The sequence below is a fragment of the Phocaeicola coprocola genome, from assembly GCF_041333015.1.
GTDB classification, from domain to species: domain Bacteria; phylum Bacteroidota; class Bacteroidia; order Bacteroidales; family Bacteroidaceae; genus Phocaeicola; species Phocaeicola coprocola.
Map to the genome: position 1 here is coordinate 56,200 of NZ_JBGKGM010000004.1, position 19,944 is coordinate 76,143.

Below are 19,944 nucleotides of genomic sequence, written 5' to 3' on the forward strand. Positions count from 1 at the left end.
TATTTTTTGTCTGCTTTGCTGTCTTTCAGAGAATATATTGTTCTACCTGTATGGCTGCTGCATACTGGATATCTTCTTTCAGGAAGTTGCTTAAATTTTCGTAAAACGGATAGACCGGACCATATCCGGAGCCGAACTTGACATTCGATCCGTAGAGAATCGCATTGTAGATGAAATTCTCTGCCTTGTCGACAGCCGTATTCATGTCGTATCCCCTTGCCAGATAAGTTGCGATGGAAGAAGCAAACGTATCTCCCGTGCCGTTTACGTTCTTGGTTTGTATGCGTGCCTTCTTGTACAGCTTGAAGCACTTGCTGATCGGGTTGTAAAATACATCAATCAGGTAATCTCCGTCTTCTATGGATTTGACGATGACACAGTTTCCCCACTTGCTTAGTTCGGGAATATACTCCTTCATGTTATCTTTGGTCAGGCTCTTTCCCAGTAGCAGGTCGGCTTCTCTCCGGTTGGGCGTGATGATGGTAGAATAGGGGAAAAGACAATCCTTGTAGGCCTGGATTGCATCGTCCTGCAACAGCTTGTCGCCGGCAGAAGAAACCATCACGGGGTCTACCACGATCGGTATAGACTGTTTTTTCACCACATCCCCGATAGCCGTTACCAACTCCTGAGAGTATAGCATACCCGTCTTGATGCAGTCGGCCCCTACGTCTTCCAGAAACGAATAAGTCTGGCTGACAACCATCTCAACAGGGATGGTCTGAATACTTTTTACCTTTATTGTATCTTCATCGACTATGCAGGTAATTGCTCCGGCAGCATATCCTCCACATGCCGATATGGATTTGATATCGGCCTGCATGCCCGCCGTGCCCAGCGGTTCACTTCCTGCAATTAAAAATACCTTATAGAGTTTGTTTGTTAAGTCCATTCTTTTCAATTTAGTGATTACATCCTGAGTCTGTCTGGATATGGCAGGCGTTCGGATCTTGTTTAAGTGCACTCTTGTTTGAAGTACAAAGTAAAGCAATATCGCGTCTGAGTAGATACCTGAAATGTGATATTAACATAAATTTTAAGAATTATAAATAGTGTGAGAACCTTTCTTGGCAATATCTCGTGATAAATAGTGCGTATTATTTGTCTGACTGGAAGAAAAATTCTTTACATTTGTATAATCTTTAAAATATCATGCTATGTTAGGTGCAGTTATAGGTGATGTAGTGGGTTCCGTGTACGAGTTTCACAATACCCGCGATTACAATTTTCCGATGTTTTCTTCTTCCAGTAATTATACAGATGATACCGTTATGACCATGGCAGTTGCCGATTGGGCGATGAAGTGCAAGGCGGCAGGCGAAACGGCTTACCCGCATCAGCTACTGGAAGAGTGTATGGTAAAAGTAGCCAACGCTTATCCTTGTCCGATGGGTGGTTACGGAGGTAAGTTCCGTCTGTGGCTTTTTTATCCTCAAAGCCTGACAGACGACACAACCGGAAAGCCGGCAGTACGTCGGTGTCCTTACAATTCCTGGGGAAACGGCTCTGCCATGCGAGTCTCATCCATAGGCTGGCTGTTTGATACGTTAGAAGAAACCGAGAGAGTGACCGGCATTTCGGCTTCTATCACACACAATCATCCCGAGGGAATAAAAGGTGCGCAGGCAGTAGCGGCAGTCATCTATCTGGCGCGTACCGGCAGCGGAAAAGCAGAAATCAAACAATATATCGAAAAACGCTTCGGTTACAACCTGAATGAAAGCTGGGAACATTTGCATCAAACCTACCGTTGGGACTCGAGTTGCCAAGGCACGGTTCCGCAGGCACTGATTGCTTTTCTCGAAAGCAAGGACATGGAGAGTGCCCTCCGCATGGCAGTTTCCATGGGCGGTGACAGCGATACACTTGCCTGCATCACGGGGGCAGTGGCCGAAGCATACTATCAGGAAATTCCCTCGTTTATAGCGGACAAAGTACTTTCTTTATTACCTGAAGAATTTCTCAGTCTGCTGAAGCAGTTGGCAGACGGAGCTTATGCCTCATGTTACGCAAAATATATAGCTGGATACACTCCGGCAAAAAACAGAGAATATACCCCCGACCGGATTTCCTCGCTGAAACCGGGTGAGGTATTTGTCTTCGGTTCTAATCTGGCAGGACATCACGGTGGTGGAGCAGCACGACTGGCTTATGAACGATTCGGTGCGAAGTGGGGGACAGGCGTTGGAATGACCGGACAATGTTATGCCATACCTACCATGCAGGGAGGAGCAGAAACCATCCGTCCCTATGTAAAAGATTTTGTAGCATATGCCAAAGTACATCCGGAAAATAAGTTCTGGGTAACTCGGATAGGCTGTGGAATAGCAGGATTCAAAGACAGAGAAATCGCCCCACTGTTTACCGATGCACTCGACGTGCCGAACATCATCCTACCCAAGACCTTTTATGATATACTGATGAAGCGATGACGAATAAAACAAGCTGAAAACTGTTGGTTGTCTGCTTTTTTCTGTTTATCTTTCGACTGAATAAGATTTGAAAACAAAAAATAAAAATTAATATGGGAATCATGAATACTATTTTCGGAAATGTTTCCGAAATGGATATTGCCAGTTTACAAAAAGAGTTTGGCGCATTGCTTTGCGAGGGAGAACGTATTGAAAGGGCTTATAAGCTGATAAGGGACAAGTGGGTATTTACCAATAAGCGTCTGATCATTCAGGATGTTCAGGGAGTGACGGGTAAGAAAAGAGAATATTTGTCTGTACCCTATCGTTCCATAGAACGTTTTTCGATAGAAACTGCCGGTACATTTGATATGGATGCCGAAATGAAAATCTGGATAAGGGGATGTGAAGAACCTCTGGAACAGAATTTTGGTAAGGATTCGAACATTATAGAGATACAGCGAGTACTGGCGCAGTATGTGCTGTAACAGCTCGCTGTAATTCATGCATTTGTTGGATTTATTATTAAGCAATAATCTGTAATATGCTGAAATTCATTCTTTTTGTGCTAGCAGGTGCTGTAATTTATGTATTGTTTTCTTATGTATTGAGATTATTTAATCTGTCTGATGACTTGATAATTGGGATTACCAGCGTATGTGTCAGTTGTATACAAGGATATATTGGATATCTTATTTATATTAGGCCTGATAAAACGAAGATTCAGTAATTCTGGAAGTCGTTTTTATCCACATGCCTTTTTATTTTTCCACTCGTCTATAGTCAAGAGTGTGAAATGTTCTGTCCGTACATCTCCTAATGGGGATGGTTTTCCTTGTTCTGTATGATGGAATTTAAATCCGCATTTGTCCATTACCCGGCGCGATTTGAAATTCCCATCGTAATATCCGCACCATACTCTTTTAATTCCCAAGTCTTCAAAACAATGTTCTAACAGGCGATGTACGGCTTCCGGTATCAGACCTTTTCCCCAATAAGGAACTCCTATCCAATAGCCTATTTCTGCATCGCCTTCCTGCATGTCTGCACTGTGTACACTGTCGCCAAACATGATACCCACACTTCCTATGGGTTCTTGAGTTTCTTTCAATACCACAGCGTATGTTTCAGGGGCAGAGAGAATGTTGCGGATAACATTTCTGCTATCTTCCACAGATGTGTGTGGCGGCCATCCTGCTATAGGACCGATATTCGGGTTTTGAGCATATTTGTAAAGTGCTTCTGCATCATTTTCGTTCCATCGACGCAGTATTAGTCTTTTGGTTTCCATAGCTTGTGTTATTTATCAGTCATGTAGGTTTTGTATAATCAATTCCCTTATTAGTCAAAAGTACAATTATTTGTTGATATTCAATGTTGGTTCTGATTTTTTATGTAGAGATAAAGAGCCGTATTATTACTTGTGATGAAGTGAAGTGCACCACAGTAATGATACGGCTCTTTTCACGTTTATCAGTTATGGCCTATAACTTAGAGTGTCATTATCGGTTTGATAGACCTTTTCGATAATTTGTTTATTAATTATTTTGTTTCTCCCAAAAGAATATCTGCTCCCTGAATAAATGTAATATCACGCGGTATGCCTGCACCATTGATTTTGTCGAGGTCTGCCTGAAGTGCAGGAGTGATTCCACCGTTTTCGGCTCTGTACTTCGTAGCGAACTCTACGTTTCCGTCTCCCTGTGTTTGGAGGATTAGCGCAGCCCAGCCGTTCATGGCTTCTTTTGCCTTTCCGAAATCTATTACATACTGACCTTTGGCGTCACGTGAGAAGGCTCCTGCTTTTTCCATATAGTTGAAGCACATCATGTTGGCTTTTCCATGCGATGAAGCTGCTCCAAATCTTACGGAACGCAAGATGCCTGCAATATAAGTAGCGATAGCATCTTCGGCTGTAATATTGGTGATTTCGCCCATTTCGATAAGTTTGGTTACCATGAACAGACCTAAGATATCTGCTTTAGCTTCTTCCCATGAAGTCTTTTCGGTTCCCATCACGGCATCCACACTTTCGTTGGTGTTAATGGTCTGCTTAACACCCAGTCCGTGCGCTACTTCGTGGAAAGTAACATTCCAGAAGAATGCGTCGAAGTTAAGGTATTTCTGCTGTTCGGGTGTTACGATAAGTTGTCCGATAGGCATAAGGATTTTATCAAACTTTGCTTTCATGGAGTTTCTCAGTTGCAGACGACGGGTACCTTTCAGTGCGTGTACTCTTTCATCGTTCGGCAGATTGATGGCGATCGTCTTACTGCCGGCGTTGCAGTCGCCTGCATAATACACGGCATCGTATACGTTCAGGTCGGACGATGTACCCGGAACAAATGTCTTGTATTCTGGTGCACAAGGCAATTCTTTCTGGAGAGCCGGAAGCATGGCTACAAATTTTGCAAGGTCTTTGCTTCTAGCTTCGTCTTTCAACAGGATAAACGACTCGTATGAGGCTTTGGTTTCCTGGAACTTGTCGTCGTAACTTTCAATAGGACCTGTCACAAAATCTATTTTGCTGTCTTTCATGTCCATCCATGCAAGGTCGCTTTCCAGATAGTCATCTGTCTTGAATGCCTCGATACGCTTCTCAAGATAGTTTTCCAGCCCCGGATCTTCTGCCAATGTCACTGCTTTCTCCAGTAAAGCACAGATACGTCCTATTTCTTCGGCATAGGCTTCATGATACCAGACACTTTTTAATGAACCATCTTCGTTTCTGCGGATAACGGTGTACCATGAATTCTTGTTAGCGTCTTCGAATGCGTCGAACTCCTCTGCTGTAATGTCATGCGGATAGTAGTTACATACAGCCGGTTTCTCGCCATAGCCGGCCAGAAACGGTTTGTTATTGTCAAGACGATCCCAAGCCCCATAGTGAATCATGGCAAACTCTTTTGCATAACTGTCAGTGATGGTATCGAGCTGGCTCTTGTCACCAAAAGTCTGCTGCCAGAAAAGATCGTCGGTGATTTCTCCTACCTGAAAGAATATTTTTACCAACTCTTTTTCCTTGTCATTCAGATTGTTTACAAGGTCGGATTTCAATTCTACATGAGCATACTCCTCAACTTTTGCTTTCATAGGAGATTCCTGCTGTTGGGTACTGCAAGAAAACAATGTTGAGGCTACAGTTGCAACTCCCAACAAAGATGCCGAAAGGTTAATCATTTTTTTTCTCATAATCGATTGTTTATTCTTTGGTTTGCGAAGATACGAAAAGTAGCTGACAATACATTAGTTTACATAAATCTCATCCACAAAAATAAAGGCATCTCCACCTGGCCAGGTGTGCCATGAGGGGAGTTTAGGAGTGATTTTGCCAACTATCCTGACATAGCGTGCCTGTTGTGTGTCGAATGTCAGTTCATGGCGATAGATACCGTCAGGATCGTCTTTCTTTAACACAGGTTTTGAACTTTCTGCCACTTTGGTGAAATGCTTTCCGTCGGCAGAACACCATACTTCCATACCTGTGATGTCCATTACGGCAGATCCGATTGCTACATCGGTACGGAATGCTGCACTCGATACTTCTGTTTCCTTTCCTAAATCTACTGTAGCATTTAGATCGCAGAGGAAGCCCAGCCAGCGGCCGGTATTGTAACGTGTATCTCCAGTCAGTCCGTCGGTCAGTATGGAAGCTCCTTTGTAAGTATAGGTAGGACTCGGCTGTCCGGCCAGCGTTACAGGGCAGAATGTAGCTTTGTTTACACTGATCGTATCACACACTAAACTGTTGTCTGTTTCTCCCGGCATAATAACCTTTGCCTTAAGTATGGCATTGCTGTTTATAGTGAACGGTTCCTTATAAAGTTGTGATGCTTCTGTAGGTTCGCTACCATCCAAGGTATAATATATCTTTCTGTTTCCAAGAGTATTCAGTCGTATGCTGAGTTTACGGTTCAATGTATCATTCTCGTAGTCGGATGTTACTTCGAATGCTCCTTTATGGTAGCTCAGTCCATATTTGTCATATCGCTTGATGATGTTGAACATACGTAAAGCAAATTCATGATAATCTCTGTTCTGCTTGTCAAAACCGTTCCATGTAATTTCTGCGAGTGCGGCAAGTCGGGGCAGCAGGCGGTACTCTATCTGCTCCATTGTTTCTATATCTTCGCTCCAGAGGCAAGCTTGAATACCTTTAATGTGTGCAGCATCAGTCTCGGTCATATCGCTGAGGACAGGATTAAAGTCATATACTTTTCTTATGGCATTATCTCCCGGCAGATTGAGCACATCCATTGCGCTGAAGTAAAGTTGTCCGCAAGGAGTCATGATTACATCGTATCCCTTTTTAGCCGCTTCTGCACCATATTCCGCATTTCTCCATGCCATAACAGTAGCATTGGGTGTCGCTCCTCCGGCAAGAATCTCATCCCAGCCTATAATGCGCCGTCCGTTTTCCTCAACAAATTTTTCCACTTCGGTCATAAAGTAGCTTTGCAGTTTGTCCTCTGCTTCATACTGCTTGGTATCTTTCCATCCTTGAGCCTTGATAAGGGCCTGACATTTGGGACATTCCTTCCAGCGGTCGCGCGGACACTCGTCTCCACCAATGTGAATGTAGTGTGAAGGGAACAGTTGCATGACTTCTGTCAATACATCTTTCACAAACGGCAAAGTCTTGTCACTTCCTACGCACAACACATCCTTGTGTACACCATATTCTACAGCTGTTTCGTAGGACCCTCCGGTACAACCGAGTTCCGGATAGGCAGCCAGTGCCGACTTGATATGTCCAGGAAGGTCTATCTCGGGTATAACTTCTATGTATCTTTCGGCTGCATATTTTACAATTTCCTGAATATCCTTTTGCGTATAGAAACCGCCATAAGGTTTTCCGTCAGTCCCTTTCACACCGTCTGTACGCAGTGATTCCTTTCTTTTGGAGCCTATTTCGGTGAGTAGGGGATACTTCTTTATTTCTATTCTCCAGCCTTGATCTTCAGTAAGATGCCAGTGAAATACATTCAGATTGTGCAGTGCCATAAGGTCGAGATACTGTTTCACTTGCTCTACGTTGAAAAAGTGACGTCCTACATCGAGATGCATGCCCCGGTATGCCAAGCGGGGATAGTCTTCGATGTTAGTCTGTTGGAAAGCAATTTTGTCGCTTGCCTCTACAGGGGAAGCCTTACGAAGTGTCTGTACCCCATAGAAGACACCTGCATGCGATCCTCCGGTTATGGTGATACCGTCGCTGCTTACGGCGAGCCGGTAACCTTCAGGATTTTTTATGCTTTTGTCTATGTTTAGCGTGATGTAATTTTTTGTTGCCTCTGTCGATGTGGCGAGGGTATAACCTGTACATTCGTCGATGTAAGCGTTCAGGAATCCGGCAATGGTCTTCATTTCATTGTCATTTTCGGGAGTAACAATGACGGTTCCTTTGTCCAAAATAAACGGCTTAGTCTGTGGCGTTACTTCGGTATGCTGCGGCAGCGGGATAATGGCATAGTCGGCAGTTCCTTCCCGTATATCTCTGCAAGAAAAAAGAGTTACTGTAACTGTTGCTGCGAGTAAGAATGATTTTAAATTCATATGTTATCAGTTAAAGGTTATATACGTTCTTAATAATTCTCTATACTTATTGTTTTTGTCTAACTCCAGATAAACTTTTTCGGAGCCGTTTGAATAATAAATTTACCTTCTAATTGTTAGTCGTAACTTTGGGCTACTTCTTCAGTTTTTTGTTGTCCTTACGACAACTATATACATAAGATTGTATACCTTATGTTCATATCGTTTTTTAATGTTTGGTACGTAACTACAAATATAGAGAATTATATAATTATAAATATTCTTCTTGTTATCTTTCTGTTTCCAGAAAAATATTTCTTTGATGTCTAATACTGGAGCTGTTTCTGATATCGCTATTCTCTTTATTACTACTTTTGTAATAAAAAATAATTATGGATAAAATAATCAGTTCTATAACAAATATACTCAACATTGATGACGAAATTCTAACTAAGTTTCTTGGTTATCTTCATCCAATGACTGTCCCTAAAAAAACAATATTAATAAGGCCTCTCATTACAGATGAAAATGTATATATAATTGAAAAAGGAATAGCTCGTTCCTATGTAATGATTAATGAAAAAGAGGTCACGTCATGGTTCAGTAAAGAAGGTGAACTGATATTTTCAACTAATAGCTTTTACGGAAAAACAGAAGGATATGAAAATGAAAGGGTACAGATTCTGGAAGACTCATTGCTTTACTATATTAAAATTTCCGATCTGGAGGAACTCTGTTTTCAGCATATTGAAATATCTAACTGGCTTCGGTTGCTGCATCAAAAGGCATTTGTGGAAATGGAAAGGAGGCTTATATATCGTTTATATATGTCTGCAGAAGAACGCTACAGAGATTTTTATGCCAAAAACCCTGAAATATTTCAGCGTGTAAACCTTAGCTTTATAGCCTCGTATCTCGGAATATCTCAAGTTACATTATGGAAATTGAGAAAGAATATTAAGTAGTTAAAGAAATGGTCGGTTGTAGCGGTACTTATTTTGTATCGTATCATACAAAAATATAGTTTTGTGGTAACTTATTGAGGTTTTATAAAAGATATGCTACCAAAGTTACCAGCAAAACAGCCGAGGATAGTATGGCTTGATGTACTCAGGCTATGTGCCATATTTATGGTTATCTGTATTCATTGTTCTGATCCGTTTAATGTTTCTCCAGAGGCGCGCTCCAATCCGGATTTTAATTTGTGGGGAGGCATTTATGGTTCTTTTCTTAGACCATGCGTGCCATTGTTTGTCATGATTACGGGTATTCTGTTGTTGCCTGTAAAAATGTCTTTTGAAGACTTTTATAAGAAAAGACTTCTCAGAATAGCTGTTCCATTTCTTTTGTGGTCTGTTTTATACAATCTTTTTCCATGGCTAACCGGAGTTCTAGGCTTGCCGCAAAGTACGATGTCCGATGTATTTGCTTACGCACCAATTGACGCGTCGCAATCTTTTAGTGATGCAATCAAAAACATAGCTCTTATTCCTTTCCAATTCAATGTTTATACAGTACCGATGTGGTATTTATATATGTTGATAGGGCTTTATCTATATATGCCGTTCTTCTCTTTTTGGGTGGAGCAGGCAACGGTTAGGCAGAAAAAGATTTTTTTGATGTTTTGGTCTTTTTCTCTTTTCTTACCTTATGCTTATTCTTTTTTTTCGCCCAACCTTTTAGGTGTTAGTGCTTGGAATACATTTGGTACACTTTATTATTTTGCAGGATTCAACGGGTATTTACTACTTGGAAATTATCTTGTCAATGATGTAAAGGAATGGAAATGGTGTAAGACAATTATTTTAAGCTTACCTGTGTTCGCTATAGGATATATTGCTACATATATAGGCTTTAAAACGATGACAGCTAATCTGGAATGTTCGGAGCAGGAAATGGAATTATTCTTTTTATACTGTTCTCCTAATGTCGCTTTAATGACATTAGCATTTTTTCTTGTTATACGTAAAGTCAGAGTAAAGTCGAAAAGAATGATTCTTATGCTTGAGAATATTACAAAATGCGGCCTGGGAATTTATATGATACATTATTTTATTGTAGGGCTTGGATATGCTATAGCTGATGCCTTAGCGATTCCGGTATTTTTACGTATTCCTGTTACAGCCGTTATTGTTTTTGTTATTTGCTGGGTATTTGTTTCTGCTTGTTACAAGTTTGCTCCGAAATATTCAAAATGGATATTCGGATGAGGAAATGGCTTTAATGTTAATCTTATGATGTGATTTTAATAGGGGATATACATTTGAATGGTCATGATATAAAATTTACTTTTTGTCAAAATGAAATTTAAACTTCTCTACAATCGTAAAATCAGTAGGGGATATCATATTTATTATAGATTTGTTATTCTTATACATGTAAGCAAGTTTCGATGAAAGGTATTTTTAATTATATACGAATATCTGTCTGTAAATGTGGTGTGAATAATAGTATGTTTGATATAGGTAACATTTTTCTTATAGCATAATGATAGTTTTTGAATGGGCTGTCTGAAGCTGAAATTAGATTGAGAAATCTTAAATTCTAGTTTGATTTCTATTTAAAAATAAGATATGCCGGGGTTTTAAATAAAACAACAGGACGTTTTTGTCAACTTATCAGGATGTTTTTGATGAAATATCAAGGTGTTTGGATGCTTTTAATTCTTAATATAAGTACACTTATTTAACTGTTGGAGAATATTAGATTGTAATATGAATAGTTACAAACGAAGTTGACATTAACATTGCGTTCTATTTGACGAAAATCTTCAGAATGTGCTGATAGAGAAAATAGATTAATTTGACAGATTTGATACTCAATTGGTTGCTTGGTTGCCTTTTTGATATATAGCGTACTGTTTGATAACTTGGGGGGATTATTTTATAGATAGAGTCTAGTTTTTGTAGCTAAAAAATTATGTAATTTCATTACTGTCCCGTAAAAGTGGATAAATAGTTCTTTGAAATAACTGAAATATAGCTTATTATACTCTATTTGTAAAGCGCGACGATTTGAAATTGTACCTTTGAAACCAAATCAAATGGCTTCAAATGAATCAAGACAAATATGTTTTCGCTCAATTGGTAGAGTTTTTGAACAACAATAAATTCAGAAGAATCGTGGACAAATACGATGGAAATCGTTACGTCAAACATTTCACTTGCTGGAACCAGCTTCTTGCTATGATGTTCGGACAGCTAAGCAATCGTGAGAGCCTACGCGACCTGATTGTTGCATTGGAAGCACATCAAGCCAAGTGTTATCATTTGGGATTGGGTCGTGAACCCTTGGCCAAAACCACACTTGCATCAGCTAACCAAAATAGGGATTACAGAATCTTTGAAGATTTTGCATTCTTCATGATGAAAGAAGCCAGTGATAAACGAGCTACTCATATTCTGGATATCGAAGGAAAGAAGTACGCTTTTGATTCAACCACCATTCCGTTATGTTTGGCAACATTTCCTTGGGCTAAATTTCGAAGTAAAAAAGGTGGAGTCAAGGCACATGTCCTTTATGACATTGAGGCTCAGGTTCCGGCTTTTTTTACAGTAACCACAGCTTCAAAACATGACTCAACAGCAATGTCTGCAATTCATTATGAACCAAATGCATACTATATTTTTGATAGAGCGTATGATTCGTTTAAGGAACTATATCGGATTCATCTTACTGGCTCTTTCTTTGTCGTAAGAGCCAAGTCGAATCTTAAATTTAAGTTCTGCAAATGGAAACGCAGACTACCAAAGAATATACTATCTGATGCTGAAGTGAAATTATCAGGATATACCTCTGAAAAGAAGTATCCGGAATCATTCAGGATTATCAGGTTCTATGATGAAGAAGATGATCGTGAATTTACCTTCCTGACAAATGCCAAACATATATCTGCACTTGATGTAGCTAATCTCTATAAAAAGAGATGGCTTGTAGAACTGTTCTTCAAATGGTTGAAGCAGCACCTTAAAATCAAAAGGTTCTGGGGCACCACAGAAAACGCAGTCCGTATTCAGATAAGTGTGGCTATTATCACTTATTGTTTGGTAGCTATTATCCAACATGATTTGCACTTAAGCCGTTCGACCTATGAGGTCCTACAGATTTTGAGCATTTCATTAACGGATAAAACACCTTTACAAGAGTTGTTCAATAAGACTAATTTCAATGATGTCAAAGAGCAATTAAATCCCCTTTTCCCGGGGTTGTTTGATTAATATTTAATTCGTCCCGATTTTAACGGGACACTAATGATGTAATTTAATTTTTACAACAAGAGTCTGAGATTTTTTCTTTTGCGAGAGGATTTTATTCTTTTCAAATTTTCTGCTACAGTTTTTGTAGATAGAAAATTTCTGTAGCAAAATTGTAGCAGAACTTGACTAAGATGTGATTTTTAATTATGCTGGGGATGATTGCAAAATGGCACTATAAAATAAAAAAATACGAGATTCACTATTACTAAATCTAATAGCAGGTTTAGGCTGTCTATTTTTATATTACTCCAATTCCTGCTTCAATGCTTTGATTTCTTTCTCTTCTTCTGATAGTTCTTCTTTAATAAGGTATGTTTCTGGCATCTTTCTATGTACCAGACCATTCTCTTTTGCTTTTAATAATAAGTTATTATCAGAACTAATCACTACAATGTTTTGAATGTCATAACCGGATTTAAGTGCTGATAATATAAACCAATCATCATTTATGTCTTTATTAAAATCTCCGCCTTCAAAACACTCTTTTGACGGATCTTTACATGTTTCAATTATGAATTTTGGCTGAAAGCCTTTAATTTTACAACGTAGGGCAGTGCCCTACGTTTTGAATACCCCATACCAAATACGCCCTGAAATACAGGGCATTGGTCTGTACTATATAATTTAAGGCTTTCAGCCAAAATATTTCCGTGCTTGTCAGGATTAATTTCAGTTCATTTTCTAGCCTTTATATCCAGCTTCACCGGCTTAATCATATTCTTAGGATCAAGGATTGTATCCAAATCTTCCTGAGTAAGAATTCCTTCTTCAAGAACAAGGTCGTAAACGCTTCGTCCTGTTTCCATTGCTTTCTTTGCAATATAAGTTGAGTGATCATAACCAATATACGGATTCAGAGCTGTTACAACACCGATACTGCGCTTAACTTCATTGCGGCAAGCCTCTTCGTTTGCAGTGATTCCGTCGATACACAATGTACGCAAAGTATCGAAACCGTTTATCAATAAATCAATAGATTCGAAACAGCATTGTGCCATTATCGGCTCCATAGCGTTGAGCTCCATCTGTGATGCTTCGCCTGCCATAGTTACACAAAGTTCATTTCCCATGACCTTGAAAGCAATCTGGCTCATAACTTCAGGTATTACCGGATTTACTTTTCCCGGCATGATTGATGAACCCGGCTGACGTGCAGGAAGATTTATCTCTCCGAATCCGCAACGCGGACCGCTGGCAAGCAATCTCAAGTCATTACATATCTTATTAATTTTAACAGCTACTCTTTTCAGTGCAGACATATAACCCACCATACATGAAGTGTCGGAAGTCGCGCCTACCCAATCATCGGCAAGACTTACTTCCCAACCTGTTATTTCCTTCAATGCTTCGATAGTCTTTTCAGCATAACCCGGTTCGGAACATATTCCTGTACCAATGGCTGTTGAACCCATATTCACAACAAGGAAATCTGCCGCAGCTTCGTTAAGATGTTTTATTTCATTTCTCAGGATACTTGCAAAACCATAGAAAGTTTGTCCAAGTGTCATCGGCACGGCATCTTCCAGCTGTGTGCGTCCCATCTTTATAATGTGAGCAAATTCATCACCTTTTTTCTGCAAAGCTTCAATCAGAGCTTCAAGATGCGGTAAGAATTTAAGATGGCTTGCGTAAAGTCCCATGTGGATAGCTGTTGGATAAGCATCGTTGGTTGACTGCGAGCGGTTTATTGTGTCGTGAGGTGAGCAGAATTCATATTCTCCAGCTTTCTTTCCAAGATGCAATAATGCTATGTTAGCAATTACTTCGTTGGCATTCATATTGGTACTTGTTCCGGCTCCACCTTGAATCATATCCACCTGGAACTGGTCGTGATATTTTCCGTCAAGAATATCTTTACATGCAGCTTCGATGCTTTTCAGTTGTTCGTCGCTAACTAAACCTAAAGCGTTGTTAGCTTTTGCAGCAGCAAGTTTTGTATATGCCAGTCCGTGAATGAAAAGAGGATAATCCTGCAATTTGAACTTACTTATTGAGAAATTTTCAATACCTCTCAGTGTCTGTATTCCATATAGTGCGTCTGCCGGAAGTTCTCTTGTTCCCAGCAAATCATGTTCTGTTCTTGTATTTTTGATATTTTCCATAAGGCATTAATATTTAGTTGTTATTATTATATCGCAAAGATATAAACTAACATTATGTAAGCAAATATTATTGTGTTAAATAGTATTTTTATTGTTTTATATAGTGGCATAGGGTATAAGTAATGTGTTTTGCTTACAAATTGTGTGCGTAAATGTAATATCTCTTGGAGCAGAAAAAGCTATATTCCTATATGAATTTTGGCTGAAAGCCTTTAATTTTACAGCGTAGGGCGGATGAGCAATCATCCTAATATTGGCAATCCTTTTAAGAATGCCAATAAAGCGGAATTTAATGCGAGAATGAATTGTAATTCCACTTATACAGATGTAATGCTATACCCAAAAGAATAGCATTGTATTTAAGTAATATTTAAATACTATTTAAAAAGTATATATAAAGCTAGGGGATAATTAACCTCTTAGCTTTTTGTATTTTTAAGAAGAAAAATCACAATTCGTTTTGGGGAATAATCACATTTCGTTTTGAGGCTTGTAATCGTTACTATTTTTACAGGCTGATTTTTAGTAACGATTTAGTAACGGAACTTTGTCAGAAGTAGGCATTTTAGTGTCTTTCGATTGTTCGTCGGATAAATAAAAAAAGTCCCGTAAAACATTGATTTTACGGGACTTGTCTATTTCTTTCCTCCTAATTTCTTAGGTCGTTGCGGAAGCTGGGGGATTCGAACCCCCGGTACGGTTACCCGTACGGCAGTTTAGCAAACTGCTGGTTTCAGCCACTCACCCAAACTTCCAAATGTAGCGCATACGGGAATCGAACCCGTGTTTCAGCCGTGAGAGGGCCGCGTCCTGGGCCACTAGACGAAAGCGCCATATCTGTAGAAACTAAAAGCGGAAGCTGGGGGATTCGAACCCCCGGTACGGTTACCCGTACGGCAGTTTAGCAAACTGCTGGTTTCAGCCACTCACCCAAACTTCCAAATTTATTGTTTCTGCTTACGTTTTCTCTCAAACGCGGTGCGAAGATAGATGGATTTTTTGATTTGTGCAAACTTTTGCGATACTTTTTTTATGCCTTCTATGGTGTTGTTTCGATAGTTTTCTGATTCTAAACTGATTAAGATTTTTATTTTTTTTCTTTGAGTCGGACTGCTTGTCTGTATTTGTCGGATGTATTTTAATTTTTCAAAGGTTGGGATTTTTATATTCATTTTTGTAACTGTTGCAAATTGATAATATCACTAATTTTAGGTATTGTATAATTAGGCTTTATTGACTATCTTTGCATTCGGTTTTCAAATAGAGTAAAAACTAGATTAAATTATCAATTATGGCAATGAATTTTAAAGAAGGTCGTTGGAACCATGAAATCAACGTTACCGATTTCGTAAAGACTAACATTACCCCTTACGAAGGCGACGCCTCATTTTTGGCTGGTCCTACCGAACGTACAAAGGCTGTATGGAACAAGTGTCTGGAAGCTTTGGCTGAAGAACGTGCAAACAACGGAGTACGCTCGCTCGATCCTTCTACAGTTTCTACTATCACATCTTTTGCAGCTGGATATATTGACAAGGATAACGAAGTGATTGTAGGATTGCAAACTGATGAAGTGTTACGCCGTGCCATCAAACCTTTTGGAGGTATTAAGGTGGTAGAAAAAGCGTGCCGCGAAAACGGAGTAGAGGTTGACCCTAAGGTAAAAGATATTTTTACCCATTATCGCAAAACGCATAACGATGGTGTATTTGATGCATATACTGAAGAGATTCGTTCGTTCCGCTCTTTGGGATTTTTGACTGGATTACCTGATAATTATGCTCGTGGACGTATAATCGGTGATTACCGTCGTTTGGCATTGTATGGTATTGATCGTCTGATTGAGGCAAAACAGGACGATTTACGTCATCTTACAGGTCCTATGACTGATGAGCGAATCAGATTGCGTGAAGAAGTGGCAGAGCAAATTAAGGCTTTGAAGGAAATAAAAGTGATGGGACAGCAGTACGGACTCGATTTGAGTCGTCCGGCTACTACTGCACAGGAAGCTGTTCAGTGGGTATATATGGCTTACCTGGCTGCTGTGAAAGAACAGGATGGTGCTGCAATGTCACTTGGTAATGTTTCGTCATTCCTTGATATTTATATTGAGTATGATATGGCTCACGGAAATCTTGATGAGTTGCATGCTCAGGAGTTGATTGACCAGTTTGTCATTAAGTTGCGTATGGTGCGTCATCTTCGTATGCAGGCTTATACGGATATCTTTGCCGGTGACCCGACTTGGGTAACGGAATCTATTGGTGGACGTTTTAATGATGGCCGTACGAAAGTCACAAAGACTTCATTCCGTTTCCTCCAGACTCTTTATAACCTGGGTCCTTCTCCAGAACCTAACTTAACTGTTCTGTGGAGTCCGCAGTTGCCGGAAGGATTCAAGGATTTCTGTGCTCGTGTGTCGATTGATACATCATCTATCCAGTATGAAAATGATGATTTGATGCGTGAGGTACGTAATTCGGATGACTATGGTATCGCATGCTGTGTGTCTTATCAGGATATAGGTCGTCATATTCAGTTCTTCGGTGCACGTTGTAATCTGGCTAAAGCTTTGTTGCTGGCTATTAATGGTGGACGCTGTGAAAATACAGGAACACTGATGGTGAAGGATATTCCTGTGCTGACGGGAGATGTACTGAACTACGAAGAGGTGCTGGCTAACTATAAGAAGGTCTTGAAAGAAATGGCTCGTGTGTATAACGAAGCGATGAACATCATTCACTACATGCATGATAAATATTATTATGAAAAAGCTCAGATGGCATTTGTTGATACAAATCCGGTTATCAATCTGGCGTATGGTGTAGCGGGTATGTCTATTGCTGTCGATTCACTTTCGGCTATCAAATATGCTAAAGTTACCGCTAAACGTAATGAAATCGGCCTGACTGAAAGCTTTGATATCGATGGCGAATTCCCATGCTTCGGTAATGATGATGACCGTGTAGACCATTTGGCTGTCGACTTGATTTATTATTTTGATGAGGAATTGAAGAAGCTTCCGGTATACAAGAATGCAAAACCAACATTGTCTATTCTTACTATTACTTCAAATGTGATGTATGGTAAGAAGACTGGTGCAACTCCTGATGGACGTGCAAAAGGTGTTGCTTTTGCTCCAGGTGCTAACCCGATGCACGGACGTGATAAGAATGGTGCTGTCGCTTCTTTGAGCTCGGTTGCTAAATTGCGTTATCGTGACTCACAGGACGGTATCAGTAATACGTTCTCTATTGTTCCGAAATCGCTTGGTGTAGATATGGAGAATCGTGTAGAGAATCTTGTTACAATGATGGATGGCTATTTTATCAAGGGTGCTCATCACCTGAACGTAAATGTGCTGAACCGTGAGATGCTGGAAGATGCTATGGAGCATCCGGAAAAATATCCGCAACTTACGATTCGTGTTTCCGGATATGCTGTCAACTTCATTAAATTGAGCCGCGAGCATCAGTTGGAGGTTATTTCTCGTAGCTTCCACGAACGTATGTGATTTTGGTAATCATTACTTGATATGTAAAACATTTGTCGTTCTCCTCGCTGAGCTGGGCGGCAAATGTTTTTTCTTTAATTAATATTGAACAGATGATTAGAGTACATTCATATGAATCGCTTGGTACGTACGATGGTCCGGGGATTCGCCTTGTTGTCTTTTTGCAGGGCTGTAATTTCCGTTGTTTGTATTGTGCCAACCCTGATACCATTGATGCAAAGGGAGAGAGTAAGGAAACTGCTCCTGAAGATATTTTGAAGATGGCTGTCAGTCAGAAACCTTTTTTCGGAAAGAAAGGGGGAATTACATTTAGTGGAGGTGAACCGACTTTTCAGGCTAAAGCGCTGATTCCATTGTTTCGGATGTTAAAGGAGGAAGGTATTCATATCTGCGTTGATACTAACGGGGGTATCTGGAATGAAGATGTAAAAGAACTCTTTTCACTGGCAGACTTAGTTTTGCTTGATGTGAAAGAATTCAATAATGAACGTCATAAGACTCTTACCTCACGTAGCAATGAGCAAACACTTCGTACGGCGGCATGGCTGGAAGAAAATGGAAAACCATTTTGGCTGCGTTATGTACTGGTGCAGGGCTATAGCTTCTTTCGGGAAGATATTGAGGCGTTAGGAGAGAATTTTAAAGATTATCGCATGATACAACGGGTGGAAATTCTTCCGTATCATACCTTAGGAGTACATAAATATGAAGCAATGAAGCTGGAGTATAAACTGAAAGGTGTGAAACAAAATACGCCCGAGCAACTGGAAGAAGCCCGGACGTTATTTGAAAAGTATTTTGATACAGTTTATGTAAATTGATTTATACGCTCTGAATATAATCTTTCGAGTTATTTGTCAGCCTGATGCATGGTGTTTAACTTTGCATCAGGCTTTTTTATTTAGCGGTTATTCTTTTGCAAATGGATTGCATAGGCCAAGATGACAATAAAACAAAGCAACGGAACGATAAAGCCTGTAGCTGTGCTTATTGTATCTGCGATGTATCCCATAATTATGGGAGCTATGGCTCCTCCTACAATACTCATAATAAGATAGGAAGATGCGCGTTTAGTATGTTCACCTACACCTCGTATGGCAAGTGCGAAAATGGTGGGAAACATAATAGATTCGCATAGGAAGCAAAGAAAAAATGCTCCTACCGATATGACTCCCATACCTAACATCACTAAGATCATGGCTAGAATAGCTCCTGCCGCCATATACGTTAATAAACGTTCGGCACGGATGAATCCCATCAGCCAGCTTCCTCCCATTCTGCCGGCCATAAAAAGTCCCATGCCGACAAATGACAACCAGAGGGCTGCCTCACGTGCGGATATACTGATGTGCTCTGTCACATAATTGATGAAGAAACTGTTAATACCTGTTTGAGCTGCAACATAAAAAAACAGAGCTATCAGTCCGAAGGTAAAATTGCGATGCTGCCATAAAGAACTTTGCTTATTGTTTGCAGTTTCGACTGGCTCTTCGGCAAGTGTAATTTCAGGCAGATGAATGCGTGAGAAAACAATTGCTACGAGCAGAACTAATATGCCGATAATGGCATAGGGGATAGCAATACTTCCGCTTCCTCCATCTGCGGCAAAGAGGAACAAGCCTCCTACCAGTGGGCCGCAGATCCAGCCCAGTCCATTGAATGATTGTGCCAGATTTATTCGTCTTTCGGCGGAGTCTTTATCGCCTAACACCGTTACATATGGGTTGGCTGCTGTTTCTAGGCAGGTTAATCCACATCCGATAATAAACAGTGAGAGTAAGAAAAATTCGAAAGACATGATCTGTTCTCCGGGGATAAACATGAGTGCACCGATGCCATAAAGCAATAACCCAGTGACAACTCCTGCCCGATAGCCATGACGACGGATTATTTCTCCTGCTGGCATGGCCATCAGAAAGTAACCCCCATAAACTACCGCTTGTATAAGTGCTGAATGAGTTTTTGAAATACTTAATGCATCTTGAAAATGTTTGTTTAGCACATCCAGAATGCTATGTGCAAATCCCCATAAAAAGAATAGTGTAGTGATAAGTACAAACGGGACGAGGTAATTTACCCCGTCGGCCGTTTGCACCAGTCTTATTTTTGGTTTCATATGTTTTTGT

At 40.1% G+C, this 19,944-nt stretch carries 14 protein-coding genes and 3 tRNA genes; 7 read left to right on the forward strand and 10 right to left on the reverse strand.

Features of this window, described 5'->3' with window-relative positions; all coding sequences use genetic code 11:
- Positions 1 to 25: 25 nt before the first annotated feature.
- Positions 26 to 892 (reverse strand): bifunctional hydroxymethylpyrimidine kinase/phosphomethylpyrimidine kinase, encoded by an 867-nt coding sequence (gene thiD / locus ACDG22_RS10865; RefSeq protein ID WP_022125041.1) that lies wholly within the window; start codon positions 890 to 892, stop codon positions 26 to 28.
- A gap of 265 nt (positions 893 to 1,157) precedes the next feature.
- Between thiD and ACDG22_RS10870 the strand changes: the two genes are divergently transcribed.
- Positions 1,158 to 2,432: an A1S_2505 family phage non-structural protein gene (locus tag ACDG22_RS10870; protein WP_178269901.1), complete on the forward strand. Its 1,275-nt coding sequence runs from the start codon at positions 1,158 to 1,160 to the stop codon at positions 2,430 to 2,432.
- 92 nt (positions 2,433 to 2,524) lie between these two features.
- Positions 2,525 to 2,899 (forward strand): PH domain-containing protein, encoded by a 375-nt coding sequence (locus ACDG22_RS10875; RefSeq protein WP_007569426.1) that lies wholly within the window; start codon positions 2,525 to 2,527, stop codon positions 2,897 to 2,899.
- A gap of 257 nt (positions 2,900 to 3,156) precedes the next feature.
- On the opposite strand, the gene ACDG22_RS10880 is transcribed toward ACDG22_RS10875, so the two are convergent.
- From ACDG22_RS10880 to ACDG22_RS10890, 3 genes are all read right to left on the reverse strand, one after another.
- The gene (locus ACDG22_RS10880) at positions 3,157 to 3,702 is read right to left on the reverse strand and encodes a GNAT family N-acetyltransferase (RefSeq protein ID WP_178269902.1); all 546 of its coding nucleotides are present in this window, start codon (positions 3,700 to 3,702) and stop codon (positions 3,157 to 3,159) included.
- Positions 3,703 to 3,953: 251 nt separating this feature from the next.
- On the reverse strand, positions 3,954 to 5,603 hold the full coding sequence (locus tag ACDG22_RS10885; protein ID WP_007569429.1) for a dipeptidyl-peptidase 3 family protein: 1,650 nt from the start codon (positions 5,601 to 5,603) through the stop codon (positions 3,954 to 3,956).
- A 54-nt stretch (positions 5,604 to 5,657) separates the two neighbouring features.
- On the reverse strand, positions 5,658 to 7,967 hold the full coding sequence (locus ACDG22_RS10890) for a glycoside hydrolase family 20 protein (RefSeq protein WP_178269903.1): 2,310 nt from the start codon (positions 7,965 to 7,967) through the stop codon (positions 5,658 to 5,660).
- A 371-nt stretch (positions 7,968 to 8,338) separates the two neighbouring features.
- Between ACDG22_RS10890 and ACDG22_RS10895 the strand changes: the two genes are divergently transcribed.
- The 3 genes from ACDG22_RS10895 to ACDG22_RS10905 all read left to right on the forward strand — a co-directional run bounded on the left by ACDG22_RS10895 (position 8,339) and on the right by ACDG22_RS10905 (position 12,163).
- Positions 8,339 to 8,911 (forward strand): Crp/Fnr family transcriptional regulator, encoded by a 573-nt coding sequence (locus ACDG22_RS10895; protein ID WP_178269904.1) that lies wholly within the window; start codon positions 8,339 to 8,341, stop codon positions 8,909 to 8,911.
- Between the two features lie 93 nt (positions 8,912 to 9,004).
- Positions 9,005 to 10,156 (forward strand): acyltransferase, encoded by a 1,152-nt coding sequence (locus ACDG22_RS10900; protein WP_178269905.1) that lies wholly within the window; start codon positions 9,005 to 9,007, stop codon positions 10,154 to 10,156.
- 843 nt (positions 10,157 to 10,999) lie between these two features.
- Positions 11,000 to 12,163 (forward strand): IS4 family transposase, encoded by a 1,164-nt coding sequence (locus ACDG22_RS10905; RefSeq protein ID WP_007564783.1) that lies wholly within the window; start codon positions 11,000 to 11,002, stop codon positions 12,161 to 12,163.
- 713 nt (positions 12,164 to 12,876) lie between these two features.
- Here ACDG22_RS10905 and ACDG22_RS10910 read toward each other — a convergent pair.
- From ACDG22_RS10910 to ACDG22_RS10930, 5 genes are all read right to left on the reverse strand, one after another.
- The gene (locus ACDG22_RS10910; protein ID WP_007569444.1) at positions 12,877 to 14,304 is read right to left on the reverse strand and encodes an aspartate ammonia-lyase; all 1,428 of its coding nucleotides are present in this window, start codon (positions 14,302 to 14,304) and stop codon (positions 12,877 to 12,879) included.
- Positions 14,305 to 14,972: 668 nt separating this feature from the next.
- Positions 14,973 to 15,059, reverse strand: a tRNA-Ser gene (locus tag ACDG22_RS10915).
- Positions 15,060 to 15,064: 5 nt separating this feature from the next.
- Positions 15,065 to 15,137 (reverse strand) — tRNA-Glu (locus ACDG22_RS10920).
- A gap of 20 nt (positions 15,138 to 15,157) precedes the next feature.
- A tRNA-Ser gene (locus tag ACDG22_RS10925) sits at positions 15,158 to 15,244 on the reverse strand.
- Between the two features lie 4 nt (positions 15,245 to 15,248).
- Positions 15,249 to 15,476 (reverse strand): hypothetical protein, encoded by a 228-nt coding sequence (locus ACDG22_RS10930; RefSeq protein WP_178270006.1) that lies wholly within the window; start codon positions 15,474 to 15,476, stop codon positions 15,249 to 15,251.
- Between the two features lie 119 nt (positions 15,477 to 15,595).
- Between ACDG22_RS10930 and pflB the strand changes: the two genes are divergently transcribed.
- Both pflB and pflA read left to right on the forward strand, forming a co-directional pair.
- Positions 15,596 to 17,818: a formate C-acetyltransferase gene (pflB, locus tag ACDG22_RS10935; RefSeq protein ID WP_007569450.1), complete on the forward strand. Its 2,223-nt coding sequence runs from the start codon at positions 15,596 to 15,598 to the stop codon at positions 17,816 to 17,818.
- Between the two features lie 92 nt (positions 17,819 to 17,910).
- Complete coding sequence (pflA, locus tag ACDG22_RS10940) at positions 17,911 to 18,639, forward strand: pyruvate formate-lyase-activating protein (protein WP_178270007.1); 729 nt, start codon at positions 17,911 to 17,913, stop codon at positions 18,637 to 18,639.
- 80 nt (positions 18,640 to 18,719) lie between these two features.
- Here the strand turns inward: pflA and ACDG22_RS10945 are convergent, their stop codons facing one another.
- Positions 18,720 to 19,934 (reverse strand): sugar MFS transporter, encoded by a 1,215-nt coding sequence (locus ACDG22_RS10945; protein ID WP_178270008.1) that lies wholly within the window; start codon positions 19,932 to 19,934, stop codon positions 18,720 to 18,722.
- Positions 19,935 to 19,944 lie beyond the last annotated feature (10 nt).

Excerpts from the sequence above, each read along its gene's own strand:
- thiD (WP_022125041.1), bottom strand. The coding sequence starts at position 892 with ATGGACTTAACAAACAAACTCTATAAGGTATTTTTAATTGCAGGAAGT.
- ACDG22_RS10870 (WP_178269901.1), top strand. The coding sequence starts at position 1,158 with ATGTTAGGTGCAGTTATAGGTGATGTAGTGGGTTCCGTGTACGAGTTT.
- ACDG22_RS10875 (WP_007569426.1), top strand. The coding sequence starts at position 2,525 with ATGGGAATCATGAATACTATTTTCGGAAATGTTTCCGAAATGGATATT.
- ACDG22_RS10880 (WP_178269902.1), bottom strand. The coding sequence starts at position 3,702 with ATGGAAACCAAAAGACTAATACTGCGTCGATGGAACGAAAATGATGCA.
- ACDG22_RS10885 (WP_007569429.1), bottom strand. The coding sequence starts at position 5,603 with ATGAGAAAAAAAATGATTAACCTTTCGGCATCTTTGTTGGGAGTTGCA.
- ACDG22_RS10890 (WP_178269903.1), bottom strand. The coding sequence starts at position 7,967 with ATGAATTTAAAATCATTCTTACTCGCAGCAACAGTTACAGTAACTCTT.
- ACDG22_RS10895 (WP_178269904.1), top strand. The coding sequence starts at position 8,339 with ATGGATAAAATAATCAGTTCTATAACAAATATACTCAACATTGATGAC.
- ACDG22_RS10900 (WP_178269905.1), top strand. The coding sequence starts at position 9,005 with ATGCTACCAAAGTTACCAGCAAAACAGCCGAGGATAGTATGGCTTGAT.
- ACDG22_RS10905 (WP_007564783.1), top strand. The coding sequence starts at position 11,000 with ATGAATCAAGACAAATATGTTTTCGCTCAATTGGTAGAGTTTTTGAAC.
- ACDG22_RS10910 (WP_007569444.1), bottom strand. The coding sequence starts at position 14,304 with ATGGAAAATATCAAAAATACAAGAACAGAACATGATTTGCTGGGAACA.
- ACDG22_RS10930 (WP_178270006.1), bottom strand. The coding sequence starts at position 15,476 with ATGAATATAAAAATCCCAACCTTTGAAAAATTAAAATACATCCGACAA.
- pflB (WP_007569450.1), top strand. The coding sequence starts at position 15,596 with ATGGCAATGAATTTTAAAGAAGGTCGTTGGAACCATGAAATCAACGTT.
- pflA (WP_178270007.1), top strand. The coding sequence starts at position 17,911 with ATGATTAGAGTACATTCATATGAATCGCTTGGTACGTACGATGGTCCG.
- ACDG22_RS10945 (WP_178270008.1), bottom strand. The coding sequence starts at position 19,934 with ATGAAACCAAAAATAAGACTGGTGCAAACGGCCGACGGGGTAAATTAC.